Origin of the sequence: Halorubrum sp. ARQ200 (assembly GCF_005435115.1) — an archaeon.
In the GTDB taxonomy this organism is placed as follows: domain Archaea; phylum Halobacteriota; class Halobacteria; order Halobacteriales; family Haloferacaceae; genus Halorubrum; species Halorubrum tropicale.
This window is the reverse complement of the sequence record NZ_SGTZ01000012.1, coordinates 1-24427: the sequence shown is the minus strand read 5'-3', so window position 1 is coordinate 24427 and position 24427 is coordinate 1. Positions and strand designations below refer to the sequence as shown.

Sequence of the window (24427 nt, the reverse complement as noted above, 5' to 3'; positions counted from 1 at the left end):
TAGGCCGTTCGAAGGCGCCGAGCGGCCGCGTTATCGAGGCCGTGGACGGTCGGACGAGAGGCCGCAGCCACCCAGATAAGAAGGCTTATTCGCGCCCGCAGAGGAAGCGGTATTTATGGTAGCGATCGAGGTGCCGGAAGTCGACTACACCGACTACTCGAACCGGCAGCTCGCGGCGGTGCCGCTCGCCTTTCTGGTCCTCGCGCTGGCGATCATCGGCGGCTGGGTCGTGGCCACCGGTGCGCCGGCGAACCTCGGACTGGAGTTCACCGGCGGCGTCGAGCTGCGAGTCGCGGACGAGGCGAACGGGGACGTCGAACAGCAGATCCGGACGGCCTTCGACCGCGAGCCCGACTCGGTCCGGACGATCCCCGGCGACGACGTGGTCGTCGTCACGTTCCAGGCGGCCGAGGACGACCCGGAGGGGCTCGCGGACGACCTCCAGGACCAGGCGGAGGCGGCTGGCCTGACGACGACCGCGGTCGACCAGGTGTCGCCGAGCTTCGCGAGCGACACCGCGCGGACCGCGCTGTTCGGCGTGGCGCTCGCGTTCCTCGGGATGAGCGTGCTGGTGTTCGCGCTGTTCCGGACGTTCGTTCCCTCGCTGGCGGTCGTCGCGTCCGCGTTCTCGGACCTCGTGATACCGATCGCGGCGATGAACCTCCTCGGCATCCAGATGACGCTCGGAACGATCGCGGCGCTGCTTATGATCATCGGGTACAGCGTCGACTCGGACATCCTGTTGAACGACTCCGTGCTGCGCCGGACCGGCGAGTTCTACGAGTCGGTCAGCCGCGCGATGCGGACCGGGGTGACGATGACGCTCACCTCCATCGCCGCGATGGTCGTGATGGCCGTCGTCGCCTCGGTGTTCGGGGTCGGGCTCCTCCGTGACATCGGGATCATCCTCTCGGTGGGGCTCTGCGCCGACCTGATGAACACGTACCTGCTGAACGTCTCGCTGCTTCGCTGGTACAAGTTCGAGGGGGTGGCCCGGTAATGCTCGAACCGATCAAGGAGAACTGGCGGATCCTGCTGCTCGTCCTCGTCGTGGTCGGGTCGACGGTGACGCTGTTCGGCCCCGGGTTCGGGCCGGAGCCGGCGCCCGGCGAGAACGCGAGCGAGGCCCGCCAGGGGATCACGAACCTCCAGTACGGGCTCGACCTGGCCGGCGGGACGCGCGTCCGCGCGCCGCTGTCGGGATACACCGCGACGGACGTTGCGTTCGGGGGTGACACACCGGGGACGGTCGCCGAGGCGGTGGCGGCCGAGCTCGACAACGCGTCGGTCCGGAACGTCGGCGTCGTCCCCGAGGAGGGCGCGGTGGAGGTCACGGAGCCGTCCGTGACCGAGTCCCAGTTCCGCGCGGCGATGGACGCGAGCGGGTACGAGTACGGCGACATCCGCGAGGGCGTCACCCAGGAGACCCGCGACGAGACGATGGAGGTCATCCAGGGGAAGATCAACGAGGCGGGCCTCTCGGGCGGGAGCGTCCAGCAGGTCCAGTCGATCACCGGCGAGTACTTCATCCTCGTCGAGGTGCCCGGACAGGGGCGCCAGGAGGTGATCGACCTCCTCGAAGAGCGCGGGACCGTGCGGATCGACATCGCGTATCCCGACGGCAACGGGACCGCCGTGCAGGAGGGCGCGCTGATCCAAGACGACTTCGAGGAGATCGGGACCGCGGCACAGAGCGACCGCGGCACGGGTGCGTACGTGCCGGTCACCGTCCGGAACACCGCCGAGAACGGCCAGTCGCCCGCGCACAGCTTCCAGGACGCCGTCGCGCAGCGGGGGTTCCAGGACGCGTACCAGACCCAGGCGGACCGGTGCGGGTACAACCCCGAGACCGGCGGCATCGAGGTGGTGAACGGGGACCGGAACCCGTGTCTCCTGCTCGTCGTCGACGGGGAGGTCGTCAACTCCTTCGGGATGGATCCCGGGCTCGCCGACAGCATGGCGGCCGGCTCGTGGGCCGACACCGGGAACTTCCGCCTCACGACCGGCGAGTTCGCGGAGGCGCAGACCATCTCGCTGAACCTCCGCGCCGGCGCGCTCCCGGCCGACCTCGACATCAGCGGCGAAGGGACCTCCTCGTCTATCTCGGCCTCGCAGGGAGAGAACTTCCGGACGTACTCGCTTATCATCGGCGTCCTCTCGGTGTTCGCCGTCTCCGGAATGGTGTTCCTCCGCTACCGCGAGCCCCGCGTCGCCCTCCCGATGATCGTCACCGCGCTGACGGAGGTGTACGCGCTCCTCGGGTTCGCGGCGCTGCTCGGCTACCCGCTCGAACTCGCGGTGATCGCCGGCTTCATCGCGGTGGTCGGGACCGGGGTCGACGACCTCGTCATCATCGCCGACCAAGTGATGAGCGAGGGCGACGTGAGCTCCCGGACGGTGTTCAACTCACGGTTCCGCCAAGCGTTTTGGGTCATCGGCGCGGCCGCGGCGACGACGATCATCGCGATGTCGCCGCTGATGGTGCTGTCGCTCGGCGACCTCTCCGGGTTCGCCATCTTCACCGTCCTCGGCGTCCTCGTCGGCGTCCTGATCACCCGCCCAGCGTACGGCGACATCCTGCGCCGCCTGCTGACGGTCAGGTGAGCCGAGCCGATGTCGTCCGGGATTACACGCCGACCCGCGGGCCGGCGGGAGGCGAGTGACGCATGACCGGCTACGCCGAGATCGTCGTCATCGCCCTCGTGGCACAGCTCGCGGTGCTACCCGGCGAGAAGGTCCAACTGATGATCGCCGGGCTCGCGACGAAGTACGACCCGAAGGTCGTCGTCGCCGCCGCGAGCTCGGCGTTCGCCGGCTGGACCGCGGTCGAGATCGCGTTCGGCCGGGCGCTCCAGTCGGCGCTCCCGCCGGTCGCGCTCGACGCCGTGACCGCGACGCTGTTCTTCGTCTTCGCGGTGGCCCTGTACCGCTCCGCGCCGGCGCGCGGCGCGTCCCCCGCGGCCGAGCGCGACGGTGACGGGGGCGACCCGTTCGAGGAGCTCTCGCTCCCCGGACCGCTCGACAGGTACTCCGGGTCCTTCGGCGGCTTCCTGCCCATCTTCGCGCTCACCGCGACGGGCGAGTTCGGCGACAAGACCCAGCTGGTGACCATCGGGCTGAGCGTCCAGTACGGCGCGACCTCCGCCATCTGGGTCGGCGAGATGCTCGCGATCGTCCCGGTGAGCCTCGCGAACGCGTACTTCTTCCACACGTTCGCGGGGCGGATCGACATGCGGCTCGCGCACCTGGGCTCCGCGCTGCTGTTCGCCTTCTTCGGCGCGGACACCGTGTTGGCGATCGCGACCGGCTTCTCGGTGTGGGAGACGTTCGTCGGCGCGGTCGGCGGGTTCGCGGCCGGACTGTTCTGAAGCCCGCGCCTCCGCGTGCGCGATGCGGAATCGGCGTCCGGCGACCGGGACGGGCGCATCGCTGAGCTGGTTAAATACTCGCGACGCCCCGCGGCAGCAATGAAGCTCACACGCGGTCCGTTCGCGCTCGCCGTGGCGCTGCTGGTCCTCGTCGCCGCCACCGGCGGCGCGGTCGCGAACGACGACATCGTCATCAGCGGCGAGAGCGGCCAGCCGATCGAGCGGACCAAGTGGGCGGTCATCAACGCGTTCAAGCGCTTCTTCCCTGACGCAGCGGTCAGAACTCGTCGAGCGCCGACTGCTCGGCGGCGGCGAGCGCGTCCTCGCAGGTCGCCCACGACGCTCGCGCGCAGTCCGGTAGCGTCCCGTTGTCGCCGACGTACGCCGCGAGGAACGCCCTAGTGGCCGGGTCGCTCGGGTAACCGCTACCGAGGTCGTCGTAGTCCGGATACGCGGCGTCGATCTCGGCCATCGCGGCGTCTCTCTCCACCTTCGCGACGACGCTCGCCGCGCCGACGACGGGGTCGTCCTCGTCGGCGCCGTGGGCGGCCGTCACGTCGACCGGTGGGACGCGGTCGGCCCCCGCGGCGGCGTCCGCCTCGCCGCCCTCGGCGACGAAGCGCGCGAGCCGCTCCGCGAACCGCTCCTCGCTGGTGTCGCCCGCGTCGGCGACGGCGCGGACCGGTTCGGCGACGCCCGCCGGGAGACCGGCGAGCGCGGCCCGGACCGCGCGCGCCTGTCCGCGGACGGTGAGCGTGTTCATGTCGGTGTCCGCCCGGTCGATCTCGGCGGGCTCGACGCGGGCGACGCCGACGGCGACGGCCGGGTCGTCTCGGAGGGCCGCGGCCAGCTCCTCCCGCCGAGCCGGCGCGACGCGCTTCGAGTCGTCCACGTCGGCCGGCAGGCTCGCGGGGTCGGCGATCACCGCCGCGGCCACCATCGGGCCCAGTGCGGGCCCCTTGCCGGCCTCGTCGACGCCGAGGTACACGCGTGGTTGGTGGGCGTGCGGGGGGAAATACCTTCAGAAAGGGCGCGGGCTCAGTCGAGCAGGACCGCGCTGACCTGGCCGGTCTGTCCCGGACGGGAGGTGACGCGGGCGCGGCCGGCGGACGTCTCGATGATGGCGCCCTTGGTGACGATGTTCCGGCGGGCGTAGTTGACGTTCGCGGGGTTGTCGACGACGTTCTCGATCTCGGCCTCGCTGACCTCGCCGTCGGCGGCGACCTGCGCGACGTTCGTCGAGAGCGCGCGGACCTTCGTGTCCGTGCCGCGGGAGTCGATGTACTGGAGTCGCGTCTCGCCGACCGTGGTCTCGGCGGGCTCGCGGCCGAGCTGGTGGCGCTTCTTGTTCGAGGCGTGCTTGAGTCGGCCGCCGGTCCGCTTGCGCGCGGAGCGTCCCTGGTCTTTCATACGGGTACGAACAGCCAGCGAATACTTGAAGCGTTCGACTCGTCCCGGCGGAAGCGGTGGCGCGGGCGGGGCAGCGGCGCGAACCGGTCAGGCGAACGCGCGCTCGAACGACCGGACCCCCTCGTCGGTGCCGGCGAGGACGAGCTCGTCGCCGCGCTCGATCCGCGTCTCGGGGCCCACGTCGGTGATGAGGTCGCCGCCGCGCTCGATGGCGATGACGGTACAGCCGGTGGTCTCGCGGACGGCCGCCTGCCCGACGGTTCGACCGGAAAGGACCGGCGCCTCGCTCCTGACGACCTCGACGTGCGTGTCGAGCGAGAGCACGTCACGGTCGGCGAGCACCGCCGACGCGGACATGCGGCCCGTCACCGTCGAGAGGGAGAGCACGTAGTCGGCGCCCGCGCGGTGCATCTTCGGCACGCTCTCCGGGTCCTCGACCCGGGCGAGCAGCTCGACGTTCGGCGCCAGGTCGCGGATCACGAGCGTCGCGAACTCTGCCGTCGTGTCGTCCGGGAGCGCGAGGACGACGGTCCGCGCGTCGTCGACCCCCGCCTCCCGCAGCGTCTCCGGATCGGTCGCGTCGCCGACGACGTCGATCGCCTCGCCGTCCTCGCGGTCGACGACGGTCACCGGGAGGTCGGCGTCTTCGAGGGCGGTCGCGACCGTCTGTCCGACCTGTCCGTGTCCGACGACGACCGTCTCGCCGGCGCCGAACCGGCGGGCGGCCGAGTTCGTCAGGTCGACGAGCCGCTCGACTTGTCCCTCGGTGCCCGAGACGAGGAGGACCGTCCCGGCCGACAGCGTCGCGTCCGGCGGCGGCGCCGCCTCGAACGACCCGTTGAACCACGCGCCGATCACGTCGACGCCGGTGCGCTCCCCGATCCGACTGCCCGCGAGCGTCGACCCGGCGAGGCCGCTGCCGTGGTGGACCGACACCTCGGCGATCCGGAGCGAGTCGCCCACCGCGACCGCCTCGTCGAGGTCGGTCCGCACCGCCGTCGTCACCTTCGACGCGAGGCTCTCGCCGAGCAGCGACCGCGGGGACAGCACCTCGTCCGCGCCGGCGAGGCGGTGGTAGCGTTCGCGTGACGGGTCCTCGACGACGCTTATCGCGCGGACGTCCGTCGAGAGCTCCCGCGCGGCGAGCACGATGCTCGCGTCCACGCGGTCGGAGACGTCCGTGACCAAGGCGCGGGCGGCCCCGAGGCGGGCGCTCTCGAGCCCCGCGGTCGTCTCCGGGTCGGCGCGGACCACGGTGTGGCCCGCCTCGTACAGCGCCAGCGCCCGGTCAGGGTCGGGCTCGACGACGGCGTACGGGACCGCCTCCGACTCGAACTCGTTCAACAGCGCGTCGGAGCGCGTGGTGTCGGAACACACGACGACGTGCCCCTCGACGTCGCCCTCCAGCGACCGGGGGACCGTCGTCGAGAACGCGGACTCCAGGAGCGGGGTCGCGACCACCGGGAGCGCGCCGATGAGAAGCAGCATTCCGACCAGATCCATCACGGCGACGAAGGCGTGCATCTGCTGGCTCTGCCAGTCCGAGGCGTCGCCGCCGAAGCCGGTCGTCGTGAACATCTCGATCGCGAACTGGAACGACTCGATCAGGGTCCGAGGGTCGCCCTCGTAGACCCGCATCCCCCATCGGTAGGCGACGGCGGTAACCGTGAGCACGACGCCGAGGAAGACCGTGTACAACACGACCCGCCGCTTCCACGTGTCCATCGGCCCGCGGTACGCCGCGGCCGTACAAAAACGGGCGGCCTCGCGCGGGGCGACTTCCGCGACCGGTTCCGGGCGACCGCCGGCCGCGCCCTCAGGCGATCGGTCGGCGCTCGGACCGAAGTTCGATGGTTTAAGTTCCGGGGGCCGAACCGTCAGGCATGGTGCGGGACCCGTCGCGAGAGCCGGAGCCGCCGTCGGTCGACGAGGTGCTCGACGCGCTGGCCGACGACGCGGCCCGTCGGATCGTCGCGGCGCTCACCGAGCCGAAGACCGCGAGCGAGCTCTCCGAGGAGTGCGACATCCCCCTGTCGACGACCTACCGGAAGCTGGAGAAGCTCACGGACGCCTCCCTGCTCTCGGAGTCGACTGACATCCGGCGGGACGGGCAGCACACGACGCGGTACTCGGTGTCGTTCGACGCCGTCACCGTCTCGGTCGACGGCGACGGCGACGCGGACCGCCGCGAGTTCGACGTGGAGTTCTCTCGGCCCGAGCGGACCCGAGACGAGCGACTGGCCGACCTGTGGTCGGAGCTACGAGAGGAAACATGAACCCCTACATCGACCTGACTATCATCGTCGCAAAGACCGCCATCCTGGTGCTCGGTGGCAGCATCACCTACTACGCGCTCCGCGCGTACGACCGGACCGGCGACCGGTCGCTGCGGGAGCTGGGCGTCGGCTTCGGCATCGTCACGGTCGGGGCGCTGCTGGGCGGCGTCTCCCACCAGATCATCGGCGCGAGCCTGACCGTCGGCATCGCCATCGACGGCCTCCTCACGGCGGTCGGGTTCGCGGTCATCGTCTACTCGCTGTACCTGGAGTGATCCGGGGGCGTTCGACGCGCGACGAACGGTACCCTTTTGCGGCGCTCGGCCGTCCGTTCACGCCATGAGCGACGCACGCGAGGAGCTCTCCCGCCGGATCGCCGGCGAGATAACGCTGAGCGACGATCCGGGGGCGACCCTCCGGAAGTGGCGGACCGACTTCGACGTCTCGCAGACGGAGCTGGCCGACCAGCTCGGCGTCTCCTCGTCGGTCATCTCCGACTACGAGAGCGGCCGCCGCGAGAGCCCGGGGATCGGCGTCGTCCGCCGCACCGTCGAGGGGCTACTCGACATCGACGAGCGCCGGGGCGGCGGTCGCCTCCGCCAGCACGCCAGGGTGCTCTCGGCCGGGTTCGAGAGCGACATCGTCCACGACCTCCGCGAGTACTCGACGGCGGTCCCCTTGGAGGACTTCTACGAGGCGATGGGCGCGACGGAGATCGTCCGCGGCGACCACGACCACGTGAACGGCCACACCGTCATCGACTCGATCCAGGCGATCACGCGCCTCTCCAGCGAGGAGTTCTACCGGCTGTACGGCCAGTCGACGAACCGCGCGCTCGTGTTCACGCGGGTGACGCGCGGCGAGTCGCCGCTCGTGGCGCTCCGGGTCGTGAGCCCGACGCCGAACGCGGTCGTGCTCCACGGCATCGAGGACGGCGACCTGTGGGACCACGCCGCCGACCTCGCCCGCGTCGACGGGGTCTCGCTGGCCACGTCGAACCGCGACCTCGACGACTGCCTCGCGGACCTCCAGGCGCTGTGAGGGCGTCGCGGGGCGGGAGGGCGGCCGAACCGCGGGCCTGAAACCGCCGGCGCCCGTCGGACCGGCCATGAGCGAGGACTACGCCGAGCGGCTCCGCGCGAACCGACGGGAGAAAGACGAGTTCTTCGACGACCACCCGCAGTCGCCCATCCCGCCCGAGCGGCGCGGCGAGTTCGACGGGCTCGACTACTTCCCGCCGGACCCGGACTACCGCGTCGAGGCGACCGTCACGGTCCACGACGATCCCGAGCCGGTCGAGATGGAGACAACCGCGAGCAACCCGGTCCGGTACCTCCGGGTCGTCACGTTCGCGTTCGACGTCGACGGCGAGGAGCACACGCTCGCGGGGTACCGACAGGCGGGCGACGACGGCGCCATCTTCGTCCCCTTCCGCGACAAGACGACCGGCCAGCAGACGTACTACCAGGGGCGGTACATGGAGCTGGAGCCCGAGGGCGACCTCGACGACGGCGACGCCGTCACGATCGACTTCAACCTCGCGTACAGCCCCTTCTGCGCGTACAGCGACACGTTCTCCTGTCCGCTCCCGCCCGAGGAGAACTGGCTGGAGATCGTGATACCGGCCGGCGAGCGGGCGCCGGATCTGGACTGACCGGAAGCGCGGTCGGCGAGAGTGCGGCCGGCGGCGCCGCTCGGCGGTGTGGAAAAAGCGAAGAATCGGGACCTGGAACGGCCCGAAAGCGGTCCGCCGCGGCCGGCTTATTCGAGCGTCTCGCTCGTGACGAGGGTGTCGTCTTCGAGGTAGTGCTCGATGTGGTGGCCGTGTTCCTCGATGTCTTCGAGGATGTCGCGGAGCTGCTCTTCGGTGTTGTAGTCGCCGAGGTTGTTGGCGAGCTGGATGTGCTCGCGGAGCTGCTCGGTGATGTCGCCGAACATCTCGAGGTCGTGTGCGAGCGACGTCCGGATGTCGTAGGCGTCGGCGTCCTCGGGGGTCACCGGCGCGTGCTCCTCGTAGTTCGCGCCGCCCGAGAGCGGCACGCCGCCGAGCGCCTGCGCGCGCTCGGCGAGCACGTCGGCGCCCTCCTCGAGGTCGGCCGCGACCTCGCCGAGGTACTCGTGGATGTCGAGGAACTCGGCGCCCTCGACGAGCCAGTGGTGCTTTTTGATCTGGTGGTAGAGCACGTACGTCGCCGCGAGGTCACTGTTGAGCGCGTCGACGAGCTGTTCGGCCTTCTCCTCGGGGACGCGGAGCGCTTCGCTCTCGTGAACGTCGCCGTATCGCTGACGGGCCTGCTTCTGGGTACTCATTTCATCCCAATGTACACGCGCGATCCACTTAATAGTTCCTACTAAGAAAAGTACTTTTTCGAGATTAGAAAATTATATTTAGTATTTGCCGATAGCGCCGACGAGGTCTCGCTGCGCGGCGAGCGTGTCGCGGTCGAGCGTCGCGGTCAGCGTCGTCGGCGCTCGGTCGAGCTCGGTCGCGACCGCGCCGTCCGGGCGCGCGACGAGGGAGTTGCCGGCGTACGCCGCCTCGTCGGGCGCGCGCCCGCCCCCGGAACTCCCGGTTCGGCCCGCCCCGACGACCCACCTGACGCCGTCGAGCGCGCGGGCGCGGCAGAGGAGCCGCCAGTTGGCGACGTGGTCGGCGGGCCACGCGCCGACGACGACGAGCGCGTCGACCGCGCGCTCCGCGAACCACGCGCTCTCCGCGACGAAGTTGAGGTCGTAGCAGGTCAGCAGGCCGGTCGGTCCGGCGGCCGTCTCGACGACGACGCGCTCCTCGCCGGGCTCGACCCGCGCGGCCTCGTCGTCCCACAGGTGTCGCTTGCGGTAGACGGCGAACCGGCCCGGGCCGTCGCGGGTCTCGCCCGTCGGCCCGCCGCCCGCGCCGCGGTCCGGCGGGGGAACGTACGCGGTCGCATTGTAGACGCTCCCCCCGTCGCGCTCGGCGTAGCCCGCGATCACCGCCGCCTCCGCCGCCCGCGCGACGGACTCGAGCCGTTCGCGCGCGGCGCCGCGGGAGAGCGCGGCCCCGCGGAGTCGCTCGTCGGCCGCGAACCCCGTGAGCGCGTACTCCGGGAAGACGGCGAGGTCGACCCCGCTCGGTAAGTCGGCCGCTCGGCGCCGGAGCCGGTCGACGTTCGCGTCGACGCGGAGGTCGTCGACCGGGACCTGCGGGACGGCGACTGTCGGGTCGGCTGCGGATCGGTCGCTCACGGGGCCGGGTTCGGTCCGGGCGACCAATAAGTCCGGGCTCGCGGACCGAGACCGCGCGTTCGCTCCCGGCACCCGACCGCGGCCGCAAGGACGATACGCCCGCGGCGCCGACCGTGGTACATGACCTTCGGCGACCTGTTCGAGCGCGCGGCCGCGCTCGACGGCGACCGCGACGAAGCGGACGTGCGGAGCGCCCTCGACGACGCGCGAGGGGCGCGGGAGGCCGGGGACTCCTCCGGCGACGACGCGGTCCCCGAGCCTCCCGAGCCCAGCCCGGCGCGCGTCGTCGCCGACGCCGACGCGCTCGCGGCCGACCTCCTCCTCGGCGGGGCCGCGCGCGAGGCGCTCGACGCGCTGCGGTCGCACGCGTGGACGACGCTCGTCGCCAGCGACCCGCTCCTCGACGACGCCGAGGCGGTGATCGCGTCGCTGTCGGACCCCGACCTGGCGGCGGACTGGCGCGCGGCGGCCGGGGAGTGGCGCGAGCCGGCGACGCAGCCCCCGGGCGACCACCCCGCGCTGGCGTCCGCGTACCGGGGCGGCGCGATGCAGGTCGTGACACTCGACCCGTCGCTGACCGGGCCCGGGGCCGCCGCCGGGCTCCGCGACCGCCTCCCCGTGAGCGTCCGGGAGCCGCGGGCGTTCGCGACGGTGTTCGACCCCGCGAGGCTGTACCCCGACGCCGTCGGGGGAGAGTACCCGGGTCCCGACCGGGACCCGCGGACGATGGAGCCCGTCGTCGCCGACGGGGACCAGCACCGATAAACCGCCGCCGGCCGGAGGGATCCGCATGACCGACGCGGAGGGCGTCCCCGAGCTCCCGGCCGACCTCGACGCGGTCCGCGGGGCGCTCGTCGACTGGTACGAGGCGGACCACCGGGACTTCCCGTGGCGCCGCACGGAGGACCCCTACGAGGTCCTCGTCAGCGAGGTGATGAGCCAGCAGACCCAGCTCGACCGGGTCGTGCCGGCGTGGGAGGACTTCCTCGACGAGTGGCCGACGACCGCCGCCCTCGCCGCGGCCGACCGCGCCGACGTGGTCGCCTTCTGGTCGGACCACTCGCTGGGGTACAACAACCGCGCGAAGTACCTCCACGAGGCGGCCGGGCAGGTCGAGGACGACTACGACGGGTCGTTCCCGGAGGACCCGGAGGGGCTGCGCGAGCTGATGGGCGTCGGCCCGTACACCGCCAACGCGGTGGCCTCGTTCGCGTTCGACAACGGCGACGCCGTCGTCGACACCAACGTCAAGCGGGTGCTGTACCGCGCGTTCGACGCCCCGGACGACGACGACGCCTTCGGGCGGATCGCCTCGGCGCTCATGCCCGCGGGCGAGTCCCGAGTGTGGAACAACGCGGTCATGGAGCTCGGCGGCGTCGCCTGCGGAAAGAGGCCGCGCTGCGACGAGGCGGGCTGCCCGTGGCGCGAGTGGTGTCACGCCTACCAGACGGGCGACTTCACCGCGCCGGACGTGCCGGAGCAGCCGAGCTTCGAGGGGAGCAGGAGGCAGTTCCGCGGCCGGATCGTCCGCCTGCTCGGCGAGCACGACGAGATGGACCTAGACGCGCTCGGCCACCGGATCCGCGTCGACTACGCGCCCGAGGGCGACCACGGTCGAGAGTGGCTCCGCGGGCTCGTCGACGACCTCGCGGACGACGGCCTGGTCGAGTCCGACGCGAGCGGGGACGGGGTCGTCGTGTCGCTCCGACGCTGAGCCGCGTCGGCGTCCGGCGCCCTCCGCCCGGTGAACCGTCACCCGTTTATTACGGGAGCCGGAAGGATCGCGCATGAGCGAAACCGTCGACGCCGACCTATACACCCGTACGAAGGCGCTCTTAGAGCCCGGCGACATCGAGCTGGTGGGCTGTATCGTCCACACGGACCTCGACGGCCAGGAGGACTTAGAGATGCACGAGCTGACGGTCGCCGCCAACGACGTCATCGCCGACCACGCGGGGAAAGGCGAGACGTACATCGAGGCGGGCAACGACGACACGAGCTTCTCGTCGAACCAGTTCCAGGGGCTGACGCTCGACGGCGAGGAGTTCGTCTGGGAGTGCCAGCAGCTCCTCCGCGGCGGCGCCTTCGACATCGTGTTCTACTACGAGGCGGGCGTCGACCAGGAGGCGCTCGCAGCCGACCTCGCCGACATGGAGCACGTCGACCGCGTGACGCAGGTCCCGTGACCGGAAGCGACCGCGGAGTCCGGACCCGGTGAGCGACACCGTCCTGATCCCCGGCAGCCGCGACGTGCGCGCCACGCTCGACGCCGCCGCGGACGACGGCGCCCGGGACGGGCCCGACGACGCGACGCGCGCCGACGCGGTCGTCGTCGCCTGTCCGCCGCACCCGCAGCAGCGCGGTCACCGCGGCGACGAGCGGCTGCGCGCCGTGAGCGACGCCCTGACCGACCGCGGGGTCGACTGCCTCCGGTTCGACTACGGCGACTGGGACGAGGGGTACGGCGAGACCACCGACGCGGACGCGGCGGTCGGCTGGGCGCGCGAGCGCTACGACCGCGTCGGCCTCTTCGGCTTCTCGTTCGGCGGCACGGTCGCGCTCGTCGCGGCCGCCTCGCGACCCGGCCTCGCGGGCGTCTGCGCGCTCGCGCCGACGGCCCGTCTGAACCCCGACGTCGACGCGGTCGCGGCGCTCGATGACCTCGCCGAGCGCGGCGTGCCGACGCGCGTGCTGTACGCGACCCGGGACTCGACGGCCGACTGGGCGCCCGTGGTCGAGCGCGCGGGAGAACTGGGGATCGAGACGGTCGCGTTCGAGTCGGACCACTTCTTCGTCGGGCGGAGCGGAACGGTGGGCGAGGCGGCCGCGGCGTTCCTCGGGGAGCGGCTTCGCGACGAGCCGTGAGCGGGCGGCAGGGGCGGGTCAGTCGGCTAACGTAGGTCGTCGATCAACTCGGCCGCGATCCGCTCGCCGCGGGCGGGGTCGTACCCCTCCATCCGCAGGTGCGCCAGCGGCGCGACGTAGGGGTTCCGCTCCCAGTGGGCCCACACCTCCGTCGAGCCGTCGGGCGCGGGGAACAGCCGGACGTGGACCTGCCAGTCGCCGGTGATCCCCTCCGGGCGGTGGACGAAGCTTCCCACCTCGTGGACCGTCTCCCCGTCGCGCTCGTAGGCGTGGAAGTACGCCCGGATCAGCTCCGAGAAGCCCCGGTTGGGGAGCATCGCGCGGGTCTCCGCGGGGCTCGTCGGGACCGTCCCGGCGTACTCGTCCGCGGGCGGCGGCAGCACCCGAACGTGGTCCGGAGCCCCCTCGTCCGGCAGCAGCGCAAGCAACCTGCCGACGACGAGCCGCACGCGCCAGAATCCGACCGCGCGGCCGAGGAGGAACGCCGCGGGGGCGACGACCGCGAGCGCCGCGAACGCGCGGACGGCGGACGCGCGGAAGGGCTGTCGCCGCGACGGGGCCGCGTCCATCGCGGTCAGCTGTACCCGCGCCAGCGGTGGCCGCACTCCTTACATTTGAAGAAGCGCGTCGGCGGCTCGTCGGCGGCGCCGGTCTGTTTGATCGTGTACCACGCCTCGCCGTGGCCGCACTCGTCGCAGACGACGTCGTTCGCGGTCGGCTTCCCCTCGAAGTTCGCGCCCTCCTCCGTCTCGATCACCTCGTCGCCGGTCTGTTCGGTCGTCGACTCGAACTCGGCGGCGAGCGCCTCGTCGCGCTCGGTCGTGGCGCCGCAGTCGTCGTTCTGACACACCATCTCCCCGTCGCGAGAGACCATCATCGAACCGCAGTCGTCACAGAACTGCATATACTCGTTCGATACGGGGTTGAGAGGTTTAGGTCCGGTGGGTGCGGCCAGATAGCGGGCGTGAACTGATGCGCGCGCCTTCCGAGATTTCAGCGCGTGTGGGTCGTTTCCACCGAACGCCGCCAAAGCCCCAGTCGCCACGGCGCGGTACGCTCGTTGCGCTCCTCGCTCGCGTCGCTCGCTGCGGTGCTTACGTCGCCTACCGCGCCGTGGCGACTGCCCCTTTGATTCCTGCCCGGCCGCTCCGCACGGCACCTCACGCCTCCCCAGCCTCGTCGGCCTCCCTACGGTCGGCCGACTCCCTCGCGCGTGCTGGCTCGCGGCCTGTCGGCCGCTCGCAGGCACGCGCCACGGTAGTTCTGTCCGAATGAGATACACGCGGTTCGTTATCCGCCGATCCGCCCCCACGCGAGGTGGACGACGATGCCGACGAGGAACGCGACGCCGAGGTTCGTCGCCACCGCGAGGAGGCCGATTCCGACCGAGAGCGCGCAGTTGTCGGAGTCGGTGACGTTGCGCGCCAGCGAGACGGCGACGACGGCCAGCAGCGCGCCGAGCATCGCCAGCGGGAACGCGGCGATCAGCGCGGGCGTGGCGAAGAGGGCGGCGACGAGGTAGCCGGCGCCGAGGACGACGTTCGCGCCGCCGGTGCGCGCGCCGAAGGCGTACTTGCCGGCCACCCCGTCGCAGCCGTGACACATCGGGACCCCGCCGAGCGGCACGGCGATCAGGTTCGTCACGCCCATGCTCGTCGACAGCTCGTCGGGCGCCACCTCCGCGTCGAGCAGGTCCGAGAAGAGGAGGGAGGTCGCCAGCGCGGCGTTGCCGATGGTCATCGCCAGCTGCGCGACCGCGCCGTCGAACGCCGCCCGCGTGAGCGCCGCCCCGAACGCCGGTGTCGGCGGCGCACCGGGGAGCCGGGGCGAGGGGACGCCGGCGACGACGAGCGCGGTCGCGACGCCGACGCCGGCGACGGCCAGCGCGCTCGCCTTCCCGTGGCCCGCGAGCGCGACCGCGCCGGCGACAGCGACCCCGGCGAGCGCGACGGGCGGGTCCGCGACCGCGAGGCCGAGCCCCGTCTCCAGGAGGACGAGGCCCACCGCGAACTGGACGCCGCGGACGACCGGCTCGCCGATCCACCGCTCGACGTACCCGAGCGTCCCGGTGCGTCCGATCGCGAGGAGGACGACGCCGAGTACCACCCCCGCGAGCGCGAGTTCGGCGTACGTGAGCGCGCCGGCGATGGCGAGCGCGGCGAGCGCCTTCATCGGCTCCACGGACACCGGCAGCCCGTACCGGACCCCCCAGACGATCTGGAACGTGCCGAACGCGGCGAGCGCGTGGGGCAGCGAGGCGTCCGTCAGCAGCGCCAGCGCGACGACGAGCGGGATCACCGTAATCGAATCCCCTATCGCGCCGGTGACCGCTCCCGGACCGAGCTCGACCGACCGCCGCCCCTCTAAACCGGACTCTACCACGGTACGGACGACGTACCGGGCGGTCAGGCTTGAACGTGTTCAGAAATCGGCGGCGGGTACTCGGCGGCCGAAGCGAAACTGCTTCCGGTCACTCGCCGTCGAAGGCGGGGCCGTCCGCGTCGACCATCGGACAGTCGCGGACGCGAAACTGCGAGAAGTCGACCGACTCCACTATCTCCGTTCCCTCGTGGGTACACGCCGTCTCCGGGGGCGCCGCGAAGTGCGGGCAGCGCTGGCAGTAGCTTCGCTTGTCGACCACGCGCTCGTCGCCGGTCGCCGCCGCGCCCGGCGTCCCGGGAGTCGGGCCGTTCGCGTCGCCGAGATCGGTCGCGTCGGCGCCGACGGCGGTGCCCTCGTCGAGCGCCGCCCACACGTCCTCCTCGCCGACGTCCCCGCTCCCCATCGACTCGAAGGGGTCCCCGTCGGTCGGCCCGTCGGCCGCGTCCGCGTCCAGTTCCGCGAAGGGGTCGTCCGCGGGCGCGCCCGGTTCCGGGTCCGCGCCGGACCGCGTCTCGCCGCGCTCACCGGAACGGCCCTCGCCTCGGTCGGGTCCGGCGTCGTTCCCGACCCCCTCGCCGAGGGCCGCGAACGGGTCGTCGACCCCGCCCGCGTCGGGCCCGTCGAGGTCGTCGCCGGCCTCGTCGCTCGGTCCCTCGGCGAACGTCTCGCCGTCGAAGGGGCCGCTCTCCGAGCCGTCGTCGCCGAACGGGTCGGCTTCCGAGCCGTCATCGTCGAAGGGGTCGTATTCGGCCGCGTCGTCGTCGGAGCGGTCGTCGCTCATCGGCGGTCACCCTCCGCCCCGCCGTCGCTCGCGGCGGTGCTCGTCCGGTTCATCGTCCGGCTCGTCTCGTCGCCGCTGGCGCCGTCCGCGACGTCGCCGTCGATGGCGGGCCGGTCCCCGACGAGGAGCTTCGACGTGCCGAGGAAGCCGGTGTTCGGCTCCAGGTCCTCGAACCGGCGCCCGCAGTGGGGGCACTCCGGCGCCGACAGCAGTCCCAGCTCGACGCCCCCGCCGCAGTGGTCGCAGTCGGCCGCCCGCACCCCGTGCCGGTTCGCCGTCCGCGTCAGCGCGTCGAGGCGCTCGCGGTCGGCGCGGTCGCGCTCCGCCGCGTCGAGCCGGCGCTTGACCCTGACGACCCCGCTCGCGACCCGCGAGAGCTTGTCGTCGATATCGGACAGGTCGTCCGCGGATATCGCGTCGAGGTCCGCCTCGACGCCGTCGAGGCGGTCGTCCACGTCGTCGACCTGCCCGTCTATCTCGTCGACCCGCCCGTCCACCTCGTCGAGGCGGTCGCCGAACTCGTCCACCCGGACGCGGACGGCGTCCAGCTCGTCCGTCCGGTCGTCGAGCGCGTCCAGTCGGTCGCGGAGCTCGTCGACGCGGTCCGCGGTCGGCGCGTCGGCGACGGCCGCGTCGAGGCGGTCGAGCCGGGCGGCGACCTCCGCCAGCTCGTCGGCGAGGTCGTCGATCCGCGACGCGGCCGCGTCCCCCGCGCCGTCCCCGCCGGCGTCGAGCGACTCGACCTCGCGGTAGAGGTCGACGAACCGCTGGCGGAGGTCGGTGACCTTCTCGTCGAGCTCGGCGTCGAGGTCGTCGAGGCGGGCCTCGACCGCCGCCACCTCCTCGGCGTCGGGGACGTCGATCCCCTCGGACTCCGCGAGCGAGACGAGCGCGCGCCTGAGGAGCTCCTCGCGGCTCACGCCGGCGTCCTCGGCCGCGGCGTCGAGGGCGGCCGTCGCCGGGTCGTGGTCGCTCATCGCGGATCCTCCGTCATCTACCTGCCGTTGAGCGGCGAGGCTTAAGTAACCTGTCGCGCCGTTCTCCGGATCGATACTGGGCGCTCACCACGTCCCCGAGCCGTTACCGGATCTTCCGCACGTCGCTGATGTCGAACCCGCCCTCGTGGATCTCGGTCTCGAAGCGGACGATGTTCTCTGCCTCCAGCCGGGAGAGCACGCCGCGGAACTCGCGGACGAACATCGTCCGGGCGCGCTGGGAGCCGCCGCTCTCCCACGTGAACTGGAGGGTCCCGCCCGCGGCGTCCATCAGGGTGCCGAACTCGCGGTCGCGGAGCGCCTCGGAGTTCACCAACACGAGGACTAAGGCGTCCCACTCGTAGGCCGCCTTCTTCAGCCCCTTCATCACCATGGCGACGTCGCTCCAGTCGGTGTCGTCGGAGACCATCGAGACGAGGTCGGTGACGGAGTCGATACAGACGAGGCTCCGCTCGCCGTGCTCCGAGAGGTAGTCGCCGAACGCGGTGAGCACGTCCTCGTACTCCCCGCGCTCGCCGAGTTCGGTGATCGAGGTCGTCGCCGTCTCGTACCAGTCGCGCGGCACCGGCGACAGCTGGAAGTACTCCGCCGAGAGGTCCCGGAAGGAGATCCCGTCGACCGCCGCGTCGACGATCTCGTCGGCCATCGTGTACCCCATCTCCCGGGTGATCGCCTCGGTGTCGGCGGTAAAGGAGAGGTAGTGGACCGACTCGGGCAGGGTCGCGTCGTCGTCGACGTCGCCGTAGTAGAGGTCGAACAGCTCCTCGTCGGCGTGCGCCAGCGAGTTCATCGCCGCGCTGGTGTACGCGAACTCCCGCGCGCCGGCGCCCGCCTCGCCGGCGAGCAGCACGACGCTGCCGGACGGCGCCCCGCCGCCGAGGATGGAGTCGAGGCGCGCGACCCCGAACGGAACACTGGACATGCCTTACGCCCCGTCGCCGCGGGGCTTAGTGTTACCCCTCTCCGGGTCGGCAGACGGCGGGTCCGTCCCGCCCGCCGCGTCGATCCGCGCCCCGTCGTTCGACGCCCGGACGACCGACACCTCGCCGTCGACGCCGGCCCGATCGAGCGCGCGCTCGCCGGCCGCCAGCGCCGCGTCCGCGCGGGCCGCGTCGGTGACGCCGTAGACGGTCGGCCCCCACGAGGACTGGCCGGCGCCGAACACCGACGCGGCGCCCGACAGCGAGTCGACGACCGCGCCGACGGGCGGCCGGTACACGCCGCCCTGCTCGTCGGCGTACCACGCGCCGTTGAGCCGCCCGATCTCCGCGACCGCGGCCCCGAACGCCTCCGCGTCGCCCGTCGCGACCGCGGGGAGGACGCGCCGGGTGACGGTCCCGCCGATCCGGTCGGCGAGGGCCGGGTCCGCGCGCTCGACCGCGGCGCGCATCGCGTCGTCCTCGGCCGGTCCGCTCCGGCCGGCGTCCGCGCCGGGCTCGACGAGCAGGAACCGCCAGTCGTCGGGGACTTGGTGGCGGGCGGCCACCGGCGGCACGGTCCACTCGCCGTCGGCGGGGCGGTCGGTGGTGAACCGCGCCGTCGGGTGCCCGGCGTCGAGGACGAACCCCCCGTCCTCGAACGTCGCGACGCCCACGCCGGAGCGCCCGCCGCGGCCGAGGGCCGGGGCGCGCTCGCGGACCCGGGGCGGCTCGCCGTGGGCGGTCGCGACCGCGGCGAGCGTCGCCGCCGCCAGCCGCGTCCCGCTGCCGAGGCCGGCGTGCCGCGGGAGCGACTCGCGGACCGCGACCCGGGCGCCGTCGACGCCGAGCAGGTCGGCGGCCGCGGTCGCGTACCCGCGGACGTCGTCGCGCACCGCCGCGGCGGATCCGGTCGACTCGGCGGGGGTCCCCGCGGCCTCGTCGACCGTCACGCGGACCGCCGAGGCCGGCTCCGCGTCGACGACCGCGCGGGGCGCCGCGAGCCCGACGCCGAGGGCGCCGTACAGCCGCTCGTGGGAGAGGCTGAGGTTACAGAAGCCGAAGTGGAGTCGGGCCCCGACGCTCGCGCGTGCCATCTCAGCCACCCTTCGGGGCGGACGGATAAATGGCCCGTGACCGTGGCCGGAGTTGCCTCGGTACGCGAGGACGGGCGCGAGCGAGCCGGAGCGCGCGTCGGCGCCTCGGCGACCACGGCGCCGCGGTCGCCGAGGCGGCCGAACTGGTGCGCTTTTGAACGCGGGGGACCTCGGTCCGCGTATGACCGAAACGCTCAGGCTCGCGACCCGCGGGTCGGACCTGGCCCTCCGGCAGGCCGAGACCGTCCGCGAGGCGCTGTCGAGCCGGCGCCGCGACGTGGAACTCCGGCAGGTGGAGACGCGCGGCGACCAGATCCCCGACGAACTGATCCACCGGCTCGGAAAGACGGGCGCGTTCGTGCGCGCCCTCGACGAGGAGGTGCTCGCCGGCGACGCCGACCTCGCGGTCCACTCGCTGAAGGACCTCCCGACCGAGGAGATGGCGGACCTCGTCGTCGCGGGCGTTCCCGAGCGCGCCCCCTCCGGCGACGTGCTCGTCCACCCGGAGGGGCTGGGCATCGAAGACCTCCCGTCGGGCGCCGTCGTCGGGACCGGCTCGCTCCGCCGGGGCGCGCAGATCCGCGCGGCCCGCCCGGACCTCACCGTCGAGCCGATCCGCGGCAACGTCGACACGCGGCTGGAAAAGTTGCTCGCGCCCGGCCTCCAGGCGGAACACGAGCGCCGCCTGATCGCGTCGGGCGAGGAGAGCGCGCTGACCGCCGAGGGGGACGGCGAGGGCGACGCGGACGGCGAGAGCGCCGACGGGGAGGACGCGGACGACGAGGTCGACGAGGAGTTCGAGCGCAGCGTCGAGGAGTGGTTCGACTCGCTGTCCGACCTCGAACGCTCGGCGATGGAGCGTAAGGTCGAGACGGAGTACGACGCGGTCGTCCTCGCGGAGGCGGGGCTGCGCCGCTCGAACCTCTTCTACGAGGTGGAGACGACGCGGCTCCCGCGCGAGGAGTTCGTCCCCGCGGCCGGCCAGGGCGCCATCGCGGTCACCGCGAGCGACCCGGACGTGGTCGAGGCGGTCCGCGACGCGGTCGACCACCAGCGGACCCGCGTGGCGGTCACCGTCGAGCGGACGGTCCTCGGCGAGCTCAACGGCGGCTGCGTGGCGCCGATCGGGGTCGCCGCGATGGTCCAGGGCGAGCACGTCCACGTCCGGGCGCGGGTGCTCTCGACGGACGGCACCGAGGAGGTGGCCGGGACCCGCGACCTGCCGATCCGGTCGCACGCGACCGCGGCGGCCGAGTTCGCCGCGGACCTCGCCGACCGCGGCGCCGACGACCTGATCGCCGAGGCGCGCGAGGAGGCGGAGACCGATGACTGACGGCGGCGCGACCCCAAGGGAGGACGCCGAGGAGCCGCCGACGCGACGACGCGACGACGGCGTCGGCACCGTCTTCCTCGTCGGCTCCGGGCCGGGCGACCCGGACCTGCTCACCGTCAAGGCGAAGCGCCTGATCGAGTCGGCGGACGTGGTCCTCCACGACAAGCTCCCCGGCCCCGAGATCCTCGGCGAGATCCCCGAGGAGAAGCGGGAGGACGTGGGGAAACGCGCCGGCGGCGAGTGGACGCCCCAGGAGTACACCAACCGGCGCATGGTCGAGCTGGCCCGCGAGGGGAACCGCGTCGTTCGGCTGAAGGGCGGCGATCCGTTCGTCTTCGGGCGCGGCGGCGAGGAGGCCGAGCACCTCGCGGCCGAGGGGGTCCCCTTCGAGGTCGTCCCCGGCGTCACCTCGGCCATCGCCGGCCCCGCGGTCGCCGGGATCCCGGTGACCCACCGCGACCACGCCTCCTCCGTATCGTTCGTCACCGGTCACGAGGACCCGACGAAGGAGGAGTCGGCGGTCGACTGGGCGGCGCTCGCCGCGACCGGCGGGACCATCGTCGTGCTGATGGGCGTCGGGAAGCTGCCGGCGTACACCGCGGAGCTCCGCGACGCCGGCCTCGACGGCGACACGCCCGTCGCGCTCGTCGAGCGCGCCACCTGGCCCGACAGCCGCGTCGCGACGGGCACGCTCGACACCATCGTCGACGTCCGCGACGAGGCGGGGATCGAACCGCCCGCGATCACCGTGATCGGCGACGTGGCCGCGACCCGCGACCGCGTCGCGACCTTCCTCGAGAACGCCGACTCGGCCCCAGTTCGGTCGCCGGGCGAGGGGCGCGGCGGCGACGCGACCGGTGGTGACGGGGCGTGAGCGGGGGCGCCGACCGGCCGCGGGTGGCCGTCTTCCGCCCGGCCGACGAGCGGATCGAGTCGGCCGTCGAACTGCTCCGCGAACTCGGCGCGGAGCCGGTCCCGGACCCCATGCTCGAAGTCGAGTCGACGGGCGCGGTCCCGGCCGACGCGCCGCTCGTCGTGCTCACGAGCAAGACCGGTGTCGAGCTCGCCGCCGAGGCCGGCTGGGAGCCCGGCGACGCGGACGTCGCCGCGATCGGGCCGGCGACCGCCGCGGCCGCCCGCGAGGTCGGTTGGACGGTGGACGTCGTCCCGGAGGAGTACACCTCGGCCGGGCTCGTCACCGCGCTGGAGGCGCGCGTGGCGGGCGAGCGCGTCGTCGTCGCTCGCTCGGACCACGGGAGCGACGTGCTCCTCGACGGCCTGCGCGAGGCCGGCGCCGACGTGACCGAGACCGTGCTCTACCGGCTCGCGCGTCCGGACGACGCCGGTGACTCGGCCGAGCTGGCCGCGACCGGCGACCTCGACGCGGTCGCGTTCACCTCCTCGCTCACGGTCGACAACTTCCTCGCGGCGGCCGCCGACCGCGGCGTCGACGAGGCGGCCCGCGCCGGGCTGACGGACGCGGTCGTCGGCGTCATCGGCCCGCCGACCGCGGAGACCGCTCGCGACCGGGGCCTCGGCGTCGACGTCGTCCCCGACGAGGCGTCGTTCGAGGCGCTCGCGGCCGCGGTCGTCGACGCGCTCGACGAGGGGGCCGGCCGGCGGAACTGATCCTCTCGGGCGGGCGACCGGCGCCGCCGGGACCGCTCCGTCGTACGGATTCAAGTATCTGATACGATAATCGGAGAGTGTGGTTTATACCCAAGCACGTGGGAGGTCGTGTCATGGAACCGAGCGAGCGCTGGCTGCTGCGGGTCGAGGACGAGGTCCTCGTAGTCGAGTTCCCTCACGGGACTGGGCTGAGCCCCGCGGACGGCGAGGCGCTCCTCGATCGCTGGCGGACCGCGACCGATCCCGACGCGATCGACGCCGTCGTGATCGTCGTCCGGACCAGCAGGCCGTGCTCCGACGCCGGCCGGCGGGCCCTCCGCGAGTCCGCGCAGATCGCGGTCGCGCGCGGCGTCGACCGCTTCGCCGTCGTCGGGCAGCGCTCGAAGCGGCGTTTCCTCAAGCGGACCATCGACGTCGAGGGGGTCGACACCGAGGCGTTCAACGACGACGACGCCGCGATGCGGTGGGCGCAGTCCCCCTCCGCGGTCGCCTCGTCGGCGGAGCGCCCCTCGTAGGTCGCCGGCCTCCCCGCGCTTCTCACGACGCGAGAGCGACGGCGACGAGGCTACGGTTCGGCGACGTCGATGCCGGCCGTCTCGGCCACGCGCTCCGCGTGGCGCGTCGCGCGCTCGCGGACCGCGGCGGCGTCGGTCCCGACGTGTTCGCCGTCGGCGTAGCGGACCTCGCCGTCGACCATCGCGAAGGTCACGTCGTCGCCGTGCGCGGCGTACACCAGATGCGAGAGCGGGTCGTGGATCGGGGTCGCCCGGGTCAGGTCGGTCGCGATCCCGATCACGTCGGCGCGGTGCCCCTCGCGGAGCGCGCCGAGGCGGTCGAAGCCGGCGGCGCGGGCGCCGTGTTCCGTCGCCATCTCCAGCACGGTCGCGGCCGGGAGGCGCGTCGGATCGCGGGCGTCGACCTTGCCGAGGAGGCTCGCCTGCCGCATCTCCGTGAACGGGTCGAGCGTGTTGTTACACGGCGGGCCGTCGTTGCCGAGCGCGACGGGGATCCCGCGGTCGAGGTAGTCCTGGACCGGCGCGATTCCCGAGGCGAGCTTCATGTTCGAGGAGGGGCAGTGCGTGACGACCGTCCCGGTGTCGGCGAGCACCTCGCGCTCGCGCTCGTCGGTGTGGACGCAGTGCGCGAGCGTCACGTCCGGGCCCGTCAGCCCGACCTCGTCGAGCCACAGGACGTTCCGCTTCCCGGTGTCGGCCTCGACGGTCGCTATCTCGTCCTCGTTCTCGCTGGCGTGGGTGTGGATCGTCACGCCGTCGTAGCGGTCGGCCAGCTCGCGGCAGCCGCGCAGGCAGGTCTCGGTACAGGTGACGGCGAACCGCGGCGTCACCGCGTAGCGGACGCGGCCGGCGGCGGCGCCGTGGTACTCGCGGATGAGGGCCTCGCTCTCGGCGAGCGCGGCGTCGGTCTCCTCCAGCAGCCCGTCGGGAGAGTCCCGGTCCATCAGCACCTTCCCGAGCCGCGCGCGGATCCCGGTCTCGATCGCGGCCTCGAACGCCTCGTCGGCGTGGTTCACCGAGAGGTGGTCGACGACGGTCGTCGTCCCCGATTCGAGACACTCCAGGTACCCCAGCTCGGCGGCCGCCCGAGTCGCCTCGGCGTCCATCGCGGCCTCCATCGGGAGGACGGCGTCGAAGAGCCAGTCGAGGAGGGCGGCGTCGTCGGCGATCCCCCGACCCAGCGACTGGACCGAGTGGATGTGGCCGCCCACGAGGCCGGGCGCGACGAGGTCGAACGTCCGCCGCTCGTGGTCGGGGTAGCGGTCGCGGAGGTCGGGCTCCTCGCCGACCGCGGCGATCGTGTTCCCCTCGACGACGACGGCGCCGTCGGGGATGACGGTCTCGGAGTCGGCGACGACGGTTCCGGCGATCAGCATGTCCGTCCGTTCCTGACGGTCGACCGGTAAGAGGCTGTCCCTCGGCGCCTCGGGCGATCGCGTCCCGTCGACGCGACCGAACGAGGCCGTTTAGCCGGCGGATGCGGCCGGCGCGTGCCTGCGAGCGGCCGCCCTCGGCGGCCGCGAGGAGCACACGCGAGGGACGCCGCGAACGCGAGCGGCGCAGCCGCGAAGCGTGAGCGGCGAGGTTGGGGAGGCGTGAGGCTGCGGTGCTGTGCGGGGCGGGTGGGACTCGAA

Annotated in this window: 28 protein-coding genes; 15 read left to right on the top strand and 13 right to left on the bottom strand. The window is 72.8% G+C overall.

Annotated elements, in window-relative coordinates:
* Nucleotides 1–115: 115 nt before the first annotated feature.
* The 3 genes from secF (at nucleotide 116) to EXE50_RS13060 (ending at nucleotide 3368) form a co-directional block, all read left to right on the top strand.
* On the top strand, nucleotides 116–1000 hold the full coding sequence (secF, locus tag EXE50_RS13070) for a protein translocase subunit SecF (RefSeq protein WP_121600237.1): 885 nt from the start codon (nucleotides 116–118) through the stop codon (nucleotides 998–1000).
* Nucleotides 1000–2604, top strand: coding sequence for a preprotein translocase subunit SecD (locus EXE50_RS13065; protein WP_053770822.1), 1605 nt, complete (start codon nucleotides 1000–1002; stop codon nucleotides 2602–2604). Before secF ends, EXE50_RS13065 begins: the two co-directional genes overlap by 1 nt.
* 62 nt (nucleotides 2605–2666) lie before the next feature.
* On the top strand, nucleotides 2667–3368 hold the full coding sequence (locus EXE50_RS13060) for a TMEM165/GDT1 family protein (protein ID WP_053770821.1): 702 nt from the start codon (nucleotides 2667–2669) through the stop codon (nucleotides 3366–3368).
* A gap of 277 nt (nucleotides 3369–3645) precedes the next feature.
* Here the strand turns inward: EXE50_RS13060 and rnhB are convergent, their stop codons facing one another.
* From rnhB to EXE50_RS13045, 3 genes are all read right to left on the bottom strand, one after another.
* A complete protein-coding gene (rnhB, locus tag EXE50_RS13055; protein WP_053770820.1) occupies nucleotides 3646–4356 on the bottom strand; it encodes a ribonuclease HII in 711 nt (236 codons plus the stop codon).
* Between the two features lie 50 nt (nucleotides 4357–4406).
* A complete protein-coding gene (locus EXE50_RS13050) occupies nucleotides 4407–4778 on the bottom strand; it encodes a 30S ribosomal protein S8e (RefSeq protein ID WP_053770819.1) in 372 nt (123 codons plus the stop codon).
* Nucleotides 4779–4865: 87 nt separating this feature from the next.
* Entirely contained in the window at nucleotides 4866–6503 is a 1638-nt protein-coding gene (locus EXE50_RS13045; RefSeq protein WP_053770818.1) for a TrkA family potassium uptake protein, read from the bottom strand.
* A 158-nt stretch (nucleotides 6504–6661) separates the two neighbouring features.
* Here EXE50_RS13045 and EXE50_RS13040 point away from each other — a divergent pair, with 158 nt between their 5' ends.
* The 4 genes from EXE50_RS13040 to EXE50_RS13025 all read left to right on the top strand — a co-directional run bounded on the left by EXE50_RS13040 (nucleotide 6662) and on the right by EXE50_RS13025 (nucleotide 8708).
* The gene (locus EXE50_RS13040) at nucleotides 6662–7054 is read left to right on the top strand and encodes a helix-turn-helix domain-containing protein (protein ID WP_053770817.1); all 393 of its coding nucleotides are present in this window, start codon (nucleotides 6662–6664) and stop codon (nucleotides 7052–7054) included.
* Nucleotides 7051–7329, top strand: coding sequence for a hypothetical protein (locus EXE50_RS13035; RefSeq protein WP_053770816.1), 279 nt, complete (start codon nucleotides 7051–7053; stop codon nucleotides 7327–7329). Before EXE50_RS13040 ends, EXE50_RS13035 begins: the two co-directional genes overlap by 4 nt.
* A gap of 64 nt (nucleotides 7330–7393) precedes the next feature.
* A complete protein-coding gene (locus EXE50_RS13030) occupies nucleotides 7394–8095 on the top strand; it encodes a helix-turn-helix domain-containing protein (protein ID WP_053770815.1) in 702 nt (233 codons plus the stop codon).
* A 67-nt stretch (nucleotides 8096–8162) separates the two neighbouring features.
* Nucleotides 8163–8708, top strand: a complete 546-nt coding sequence (locus EXE50_RS13025; protein ID WP_053770814.1) for a DUF1684 domain-containing protein — start codon at nucleotides 8163–8165, stop codon at nucleotides 8706–8708.
* 107 nt (nucleotides 8709–8815) lie between these two features.
* On the opposite strand, the gene dpsA is transcribed toward EXE50_RS13025, so the two are convergent.
* Both dpsA and EXE50_RS13015 read right to left on the bottom strand, forming a co-directional pair.
* Nucleotides 8816–9364 (bottom strand): DNA starvation/stationary phase protection protein DpsA, encoded by a 549-nt coding sequence (dpsA, locus tag EXE50_RS13020; RefSeq protein WP_137705281.1) that lies wholly within the window; start codon nucleotides 9362–9364, stop codon nucleotides 8816–8818.
* Between the two features lie 78 nt (nucleotides 9365–9442).
* Nucleotides 9443–10279, bottom strand: a complete 837-nt coding sequence (locus EXE50_RS13015; RefSeq protein WP_137705280.1) for a carbon-nitrogen hydrolase family protein — start codon at nucleotides 10277–10279, stop codon at nucleotides 9443–9445.
* Between the two features lie 120 nt (nucleotides 10280–10399).
* On the opposite strand from EXE50_RS13015, the gene EXE50_RS13010 reads away from it, so the two are divergent.
* The 4 genes from EXE50_RS13010 (at nucleotide 10400) to EXE50_RS12995 (ending at nucleotide 13144) form a co-directional block, all read left to right on the top strand.
* Nucleotides 10400–11044, top strand: coding sequence for a hypothetical protein (locus EXE50_RS13010; protein WP_137705279.1), 645 nt, complete (start codon nucleotides 10400–10402; stop codon nucleotides 11042–11044).
* A gap of 25 nt (nucleotides 11045–11069) precedes the next feature.
* Nucleotides 11070–11993, top strand: a complete 924-nt coding sequence (locus EXE50_RS13005; protein WP_053770810.1) for an A/G-specific adenine glycosylase — start codon at nucleotides 11070–11072, stop codon at nucleotides 11991–11993.
* A gap of 73 nt (nucleotides 11994–12066) precedes the next feature.
* Nucleotides 12067–12465 carry a DUF5778 family protein gene (locus tag EXE50_RS13000; RefSeq protein WP_053770809.1) on the top strand — a complete coding sequence of 133 codons (399 nt, stop codon included), beginning with the start codon at nucleotides 12067–12069 and terminating at the stop codon, nucleotides 12463–12465.
* 28 nt (nucleotides 12466–12493) lie between these two features.
* Complete coding sequence (locus EXE50_RS12995) at nucleotides 12494–13144, top strand: alpha/beta hydrolase (protein ID WP_053770808.1); 651 nt, start codon at nucleotides 12494–12496, stop codon at nucleotides 13142–13144.
* Between the two features lie 26 nt (nucleotides 13145–13170).
* Here EXE50_RS12995 and EXE50_RS12990 read toward each other — a convergent pair whose 3' ends face one another.
* The 7 genes from EXE50_RS12990 to EXE50_RS12960 form a co-directional block, all read right to left on the bottom strand.
* The gene (locus tag EXE50_RS12990; protein ID WP_137705278.1) at nucleotides 13171–13713 is read right to left on the bottom strand and encodes a hypothetical protein; all 543 of its coding nucleotides are present in this window, start codon (nucleotides 13711–13713) and stop codon (nucleotides 13171–13173) included.
* A gap of 5 nt (nucleotides 13714–13718) precedes the next feature.
* Nucleotides 13719–14048 carry a transcription factor S gene (locus tag EXE50_RS12985; protein ID WP_053770807.1) on the bottom strand — a complete coding sequence of 110 codons (330 nt, stop codon included), beginning with the start codon at nucleotides 14046–14048 and terminating at the stop codon, nucleotides 13719–13721.
* Nucleotides 14049–14434: 386 nt separating this feature from the next.
* Nucleotides 14435–15526 (bottom strand): putative sulfate/molybdate transporter, encoded by a 1092-nt coding sequence (locus EXE50_RS12980; RefSeq protein ID WP_053770806.1) that lies wholly within the window; start codon nucleotides 15524–15526, stop codon nucleotides 14435–14437.
* 88 nt (nucleotides 15527–15614) lie between these two features.
* Complete coding sequence (locus EXE50_RS12975; protein WP_137705277.1) at nucleotides 15615–16307, bottom strand: hypothetical protein; 693 nt, start codon at nucleotides 16305–16307, stop codon at nucleotides 15615–15617.
* Nucleotides 16304–17284, bottom strand: coding sequence for a hypothetical protein (locus EXE50_RS12970; protein WP_137705276.1), 981 nt, complete (start codon nucleotides 17282–17284; stop codon nucleotides 16304–16306). Before EXE50_RS12970 ends, EXE50_RS12975 begins: the two co-directional genes overlap by 4 nt.
* Before the next feature lie 103 nt (nucleotides 17285–17387).
* Complete coding sequence (locus EXE50_RS12965) at nucleotides 17388–18224, bottom strand: HTR-like protein (protein ID WP_053770803.1); 837 nt, start codon at nucleotides 18222–18224, stop codon at nucleotides 17388–17390.
* Between the two features lie 3 nt (nucleotides 18225–18227).
* Nucleotides 18228–19316, bottom strand: coding sequence for a beta-ribofuranosylaminobenzene 5'-phosphate synthase family protein (locus EXE50_RS12960; protein ID WP_137705275.1), 1089 nt, complete (start codon nucleotides 19314–19316; stop codon nucleotides 18228–18230).
* A gap of 181 nt (nucleotides 19317–19497) precedes the next feature.
* On the opposite strand from EXE50_RS12960, the gene hemC reads away from it, so the two are divergent.
* The 4 genes from hemC to EXE50_RS12940 all read left to right on the top strand — a co-directional run bounded on the left by hemC (nucleotide 19498) and on the right by EXE50_RS12940 (nucleotide 22793).
* Nucleotides 19498–20649: a hydroxymethylbilane synthase gene (gene hemC / locus EXE50_RS12955; protein ID WP_137705274.1), complete on the top strand. Its 1152-nt coding sequence runs from the start codon at nucleotides 19498–19500 to the stop codon at nucleotides 20647–20649.
* Entirely contained in the window at nucleotides 20642–21523 is an 882-nt protein-coding gene (cobA, locus tag EXE50_RS12950; protein WP_137705273.1) for a uroporphyrinogen-III C-methyltransferase, read from the top strand. Before hemC ends, cobA begins: the two co-directional genes overlap by 8 nt.
* Entirely contained in the window at nucleotides 21520–22278 is a 759-nt protein-coding gene (locus EXE50_RS12945) for a uroporphyrinogen-III synthase (protein ID WP_137705272.1), read from the top strand. The genes cobA and EXE50_RS12945 overlap by 4 nt, the downstream gene beginning before the upstream one ends.
* 113 nt (nucleotides 22279–22391) lie before the next feature.
* Nucleotides 22392–22793 (top strand): hypothetical protein, encoded by a 402-nt coding sequence (locus tag EXE50_RS12940; RefSeq protein ID WP_053770798.1) that lies wholly within the window; start codon nucleotides 22392–22394, stop codon nucleotides 22791–22793.
* A gap of 50 nt (nucleotides 22794–22843) precedes the next feature.
* Here EXE50_RS12940 and EXE50_RS12935 read toward each other — a convergent pair whose 3' ends face one another.
* Nucleotides 22844–24169: a 5'-deoxyadenosine deaminase gene (locus tag EXE50_RS12935; RefSeq protein ID WP_137705271.1), complete on the bottom strand. Its 1326-nt coding sequence runs from the start codon at nucleotides 24167–24169 to the stop codon at nucleotides 22844–22846.
* Between the last annotated feature and the right edge of the window lie 258 nt (nucleotides 24170–24427).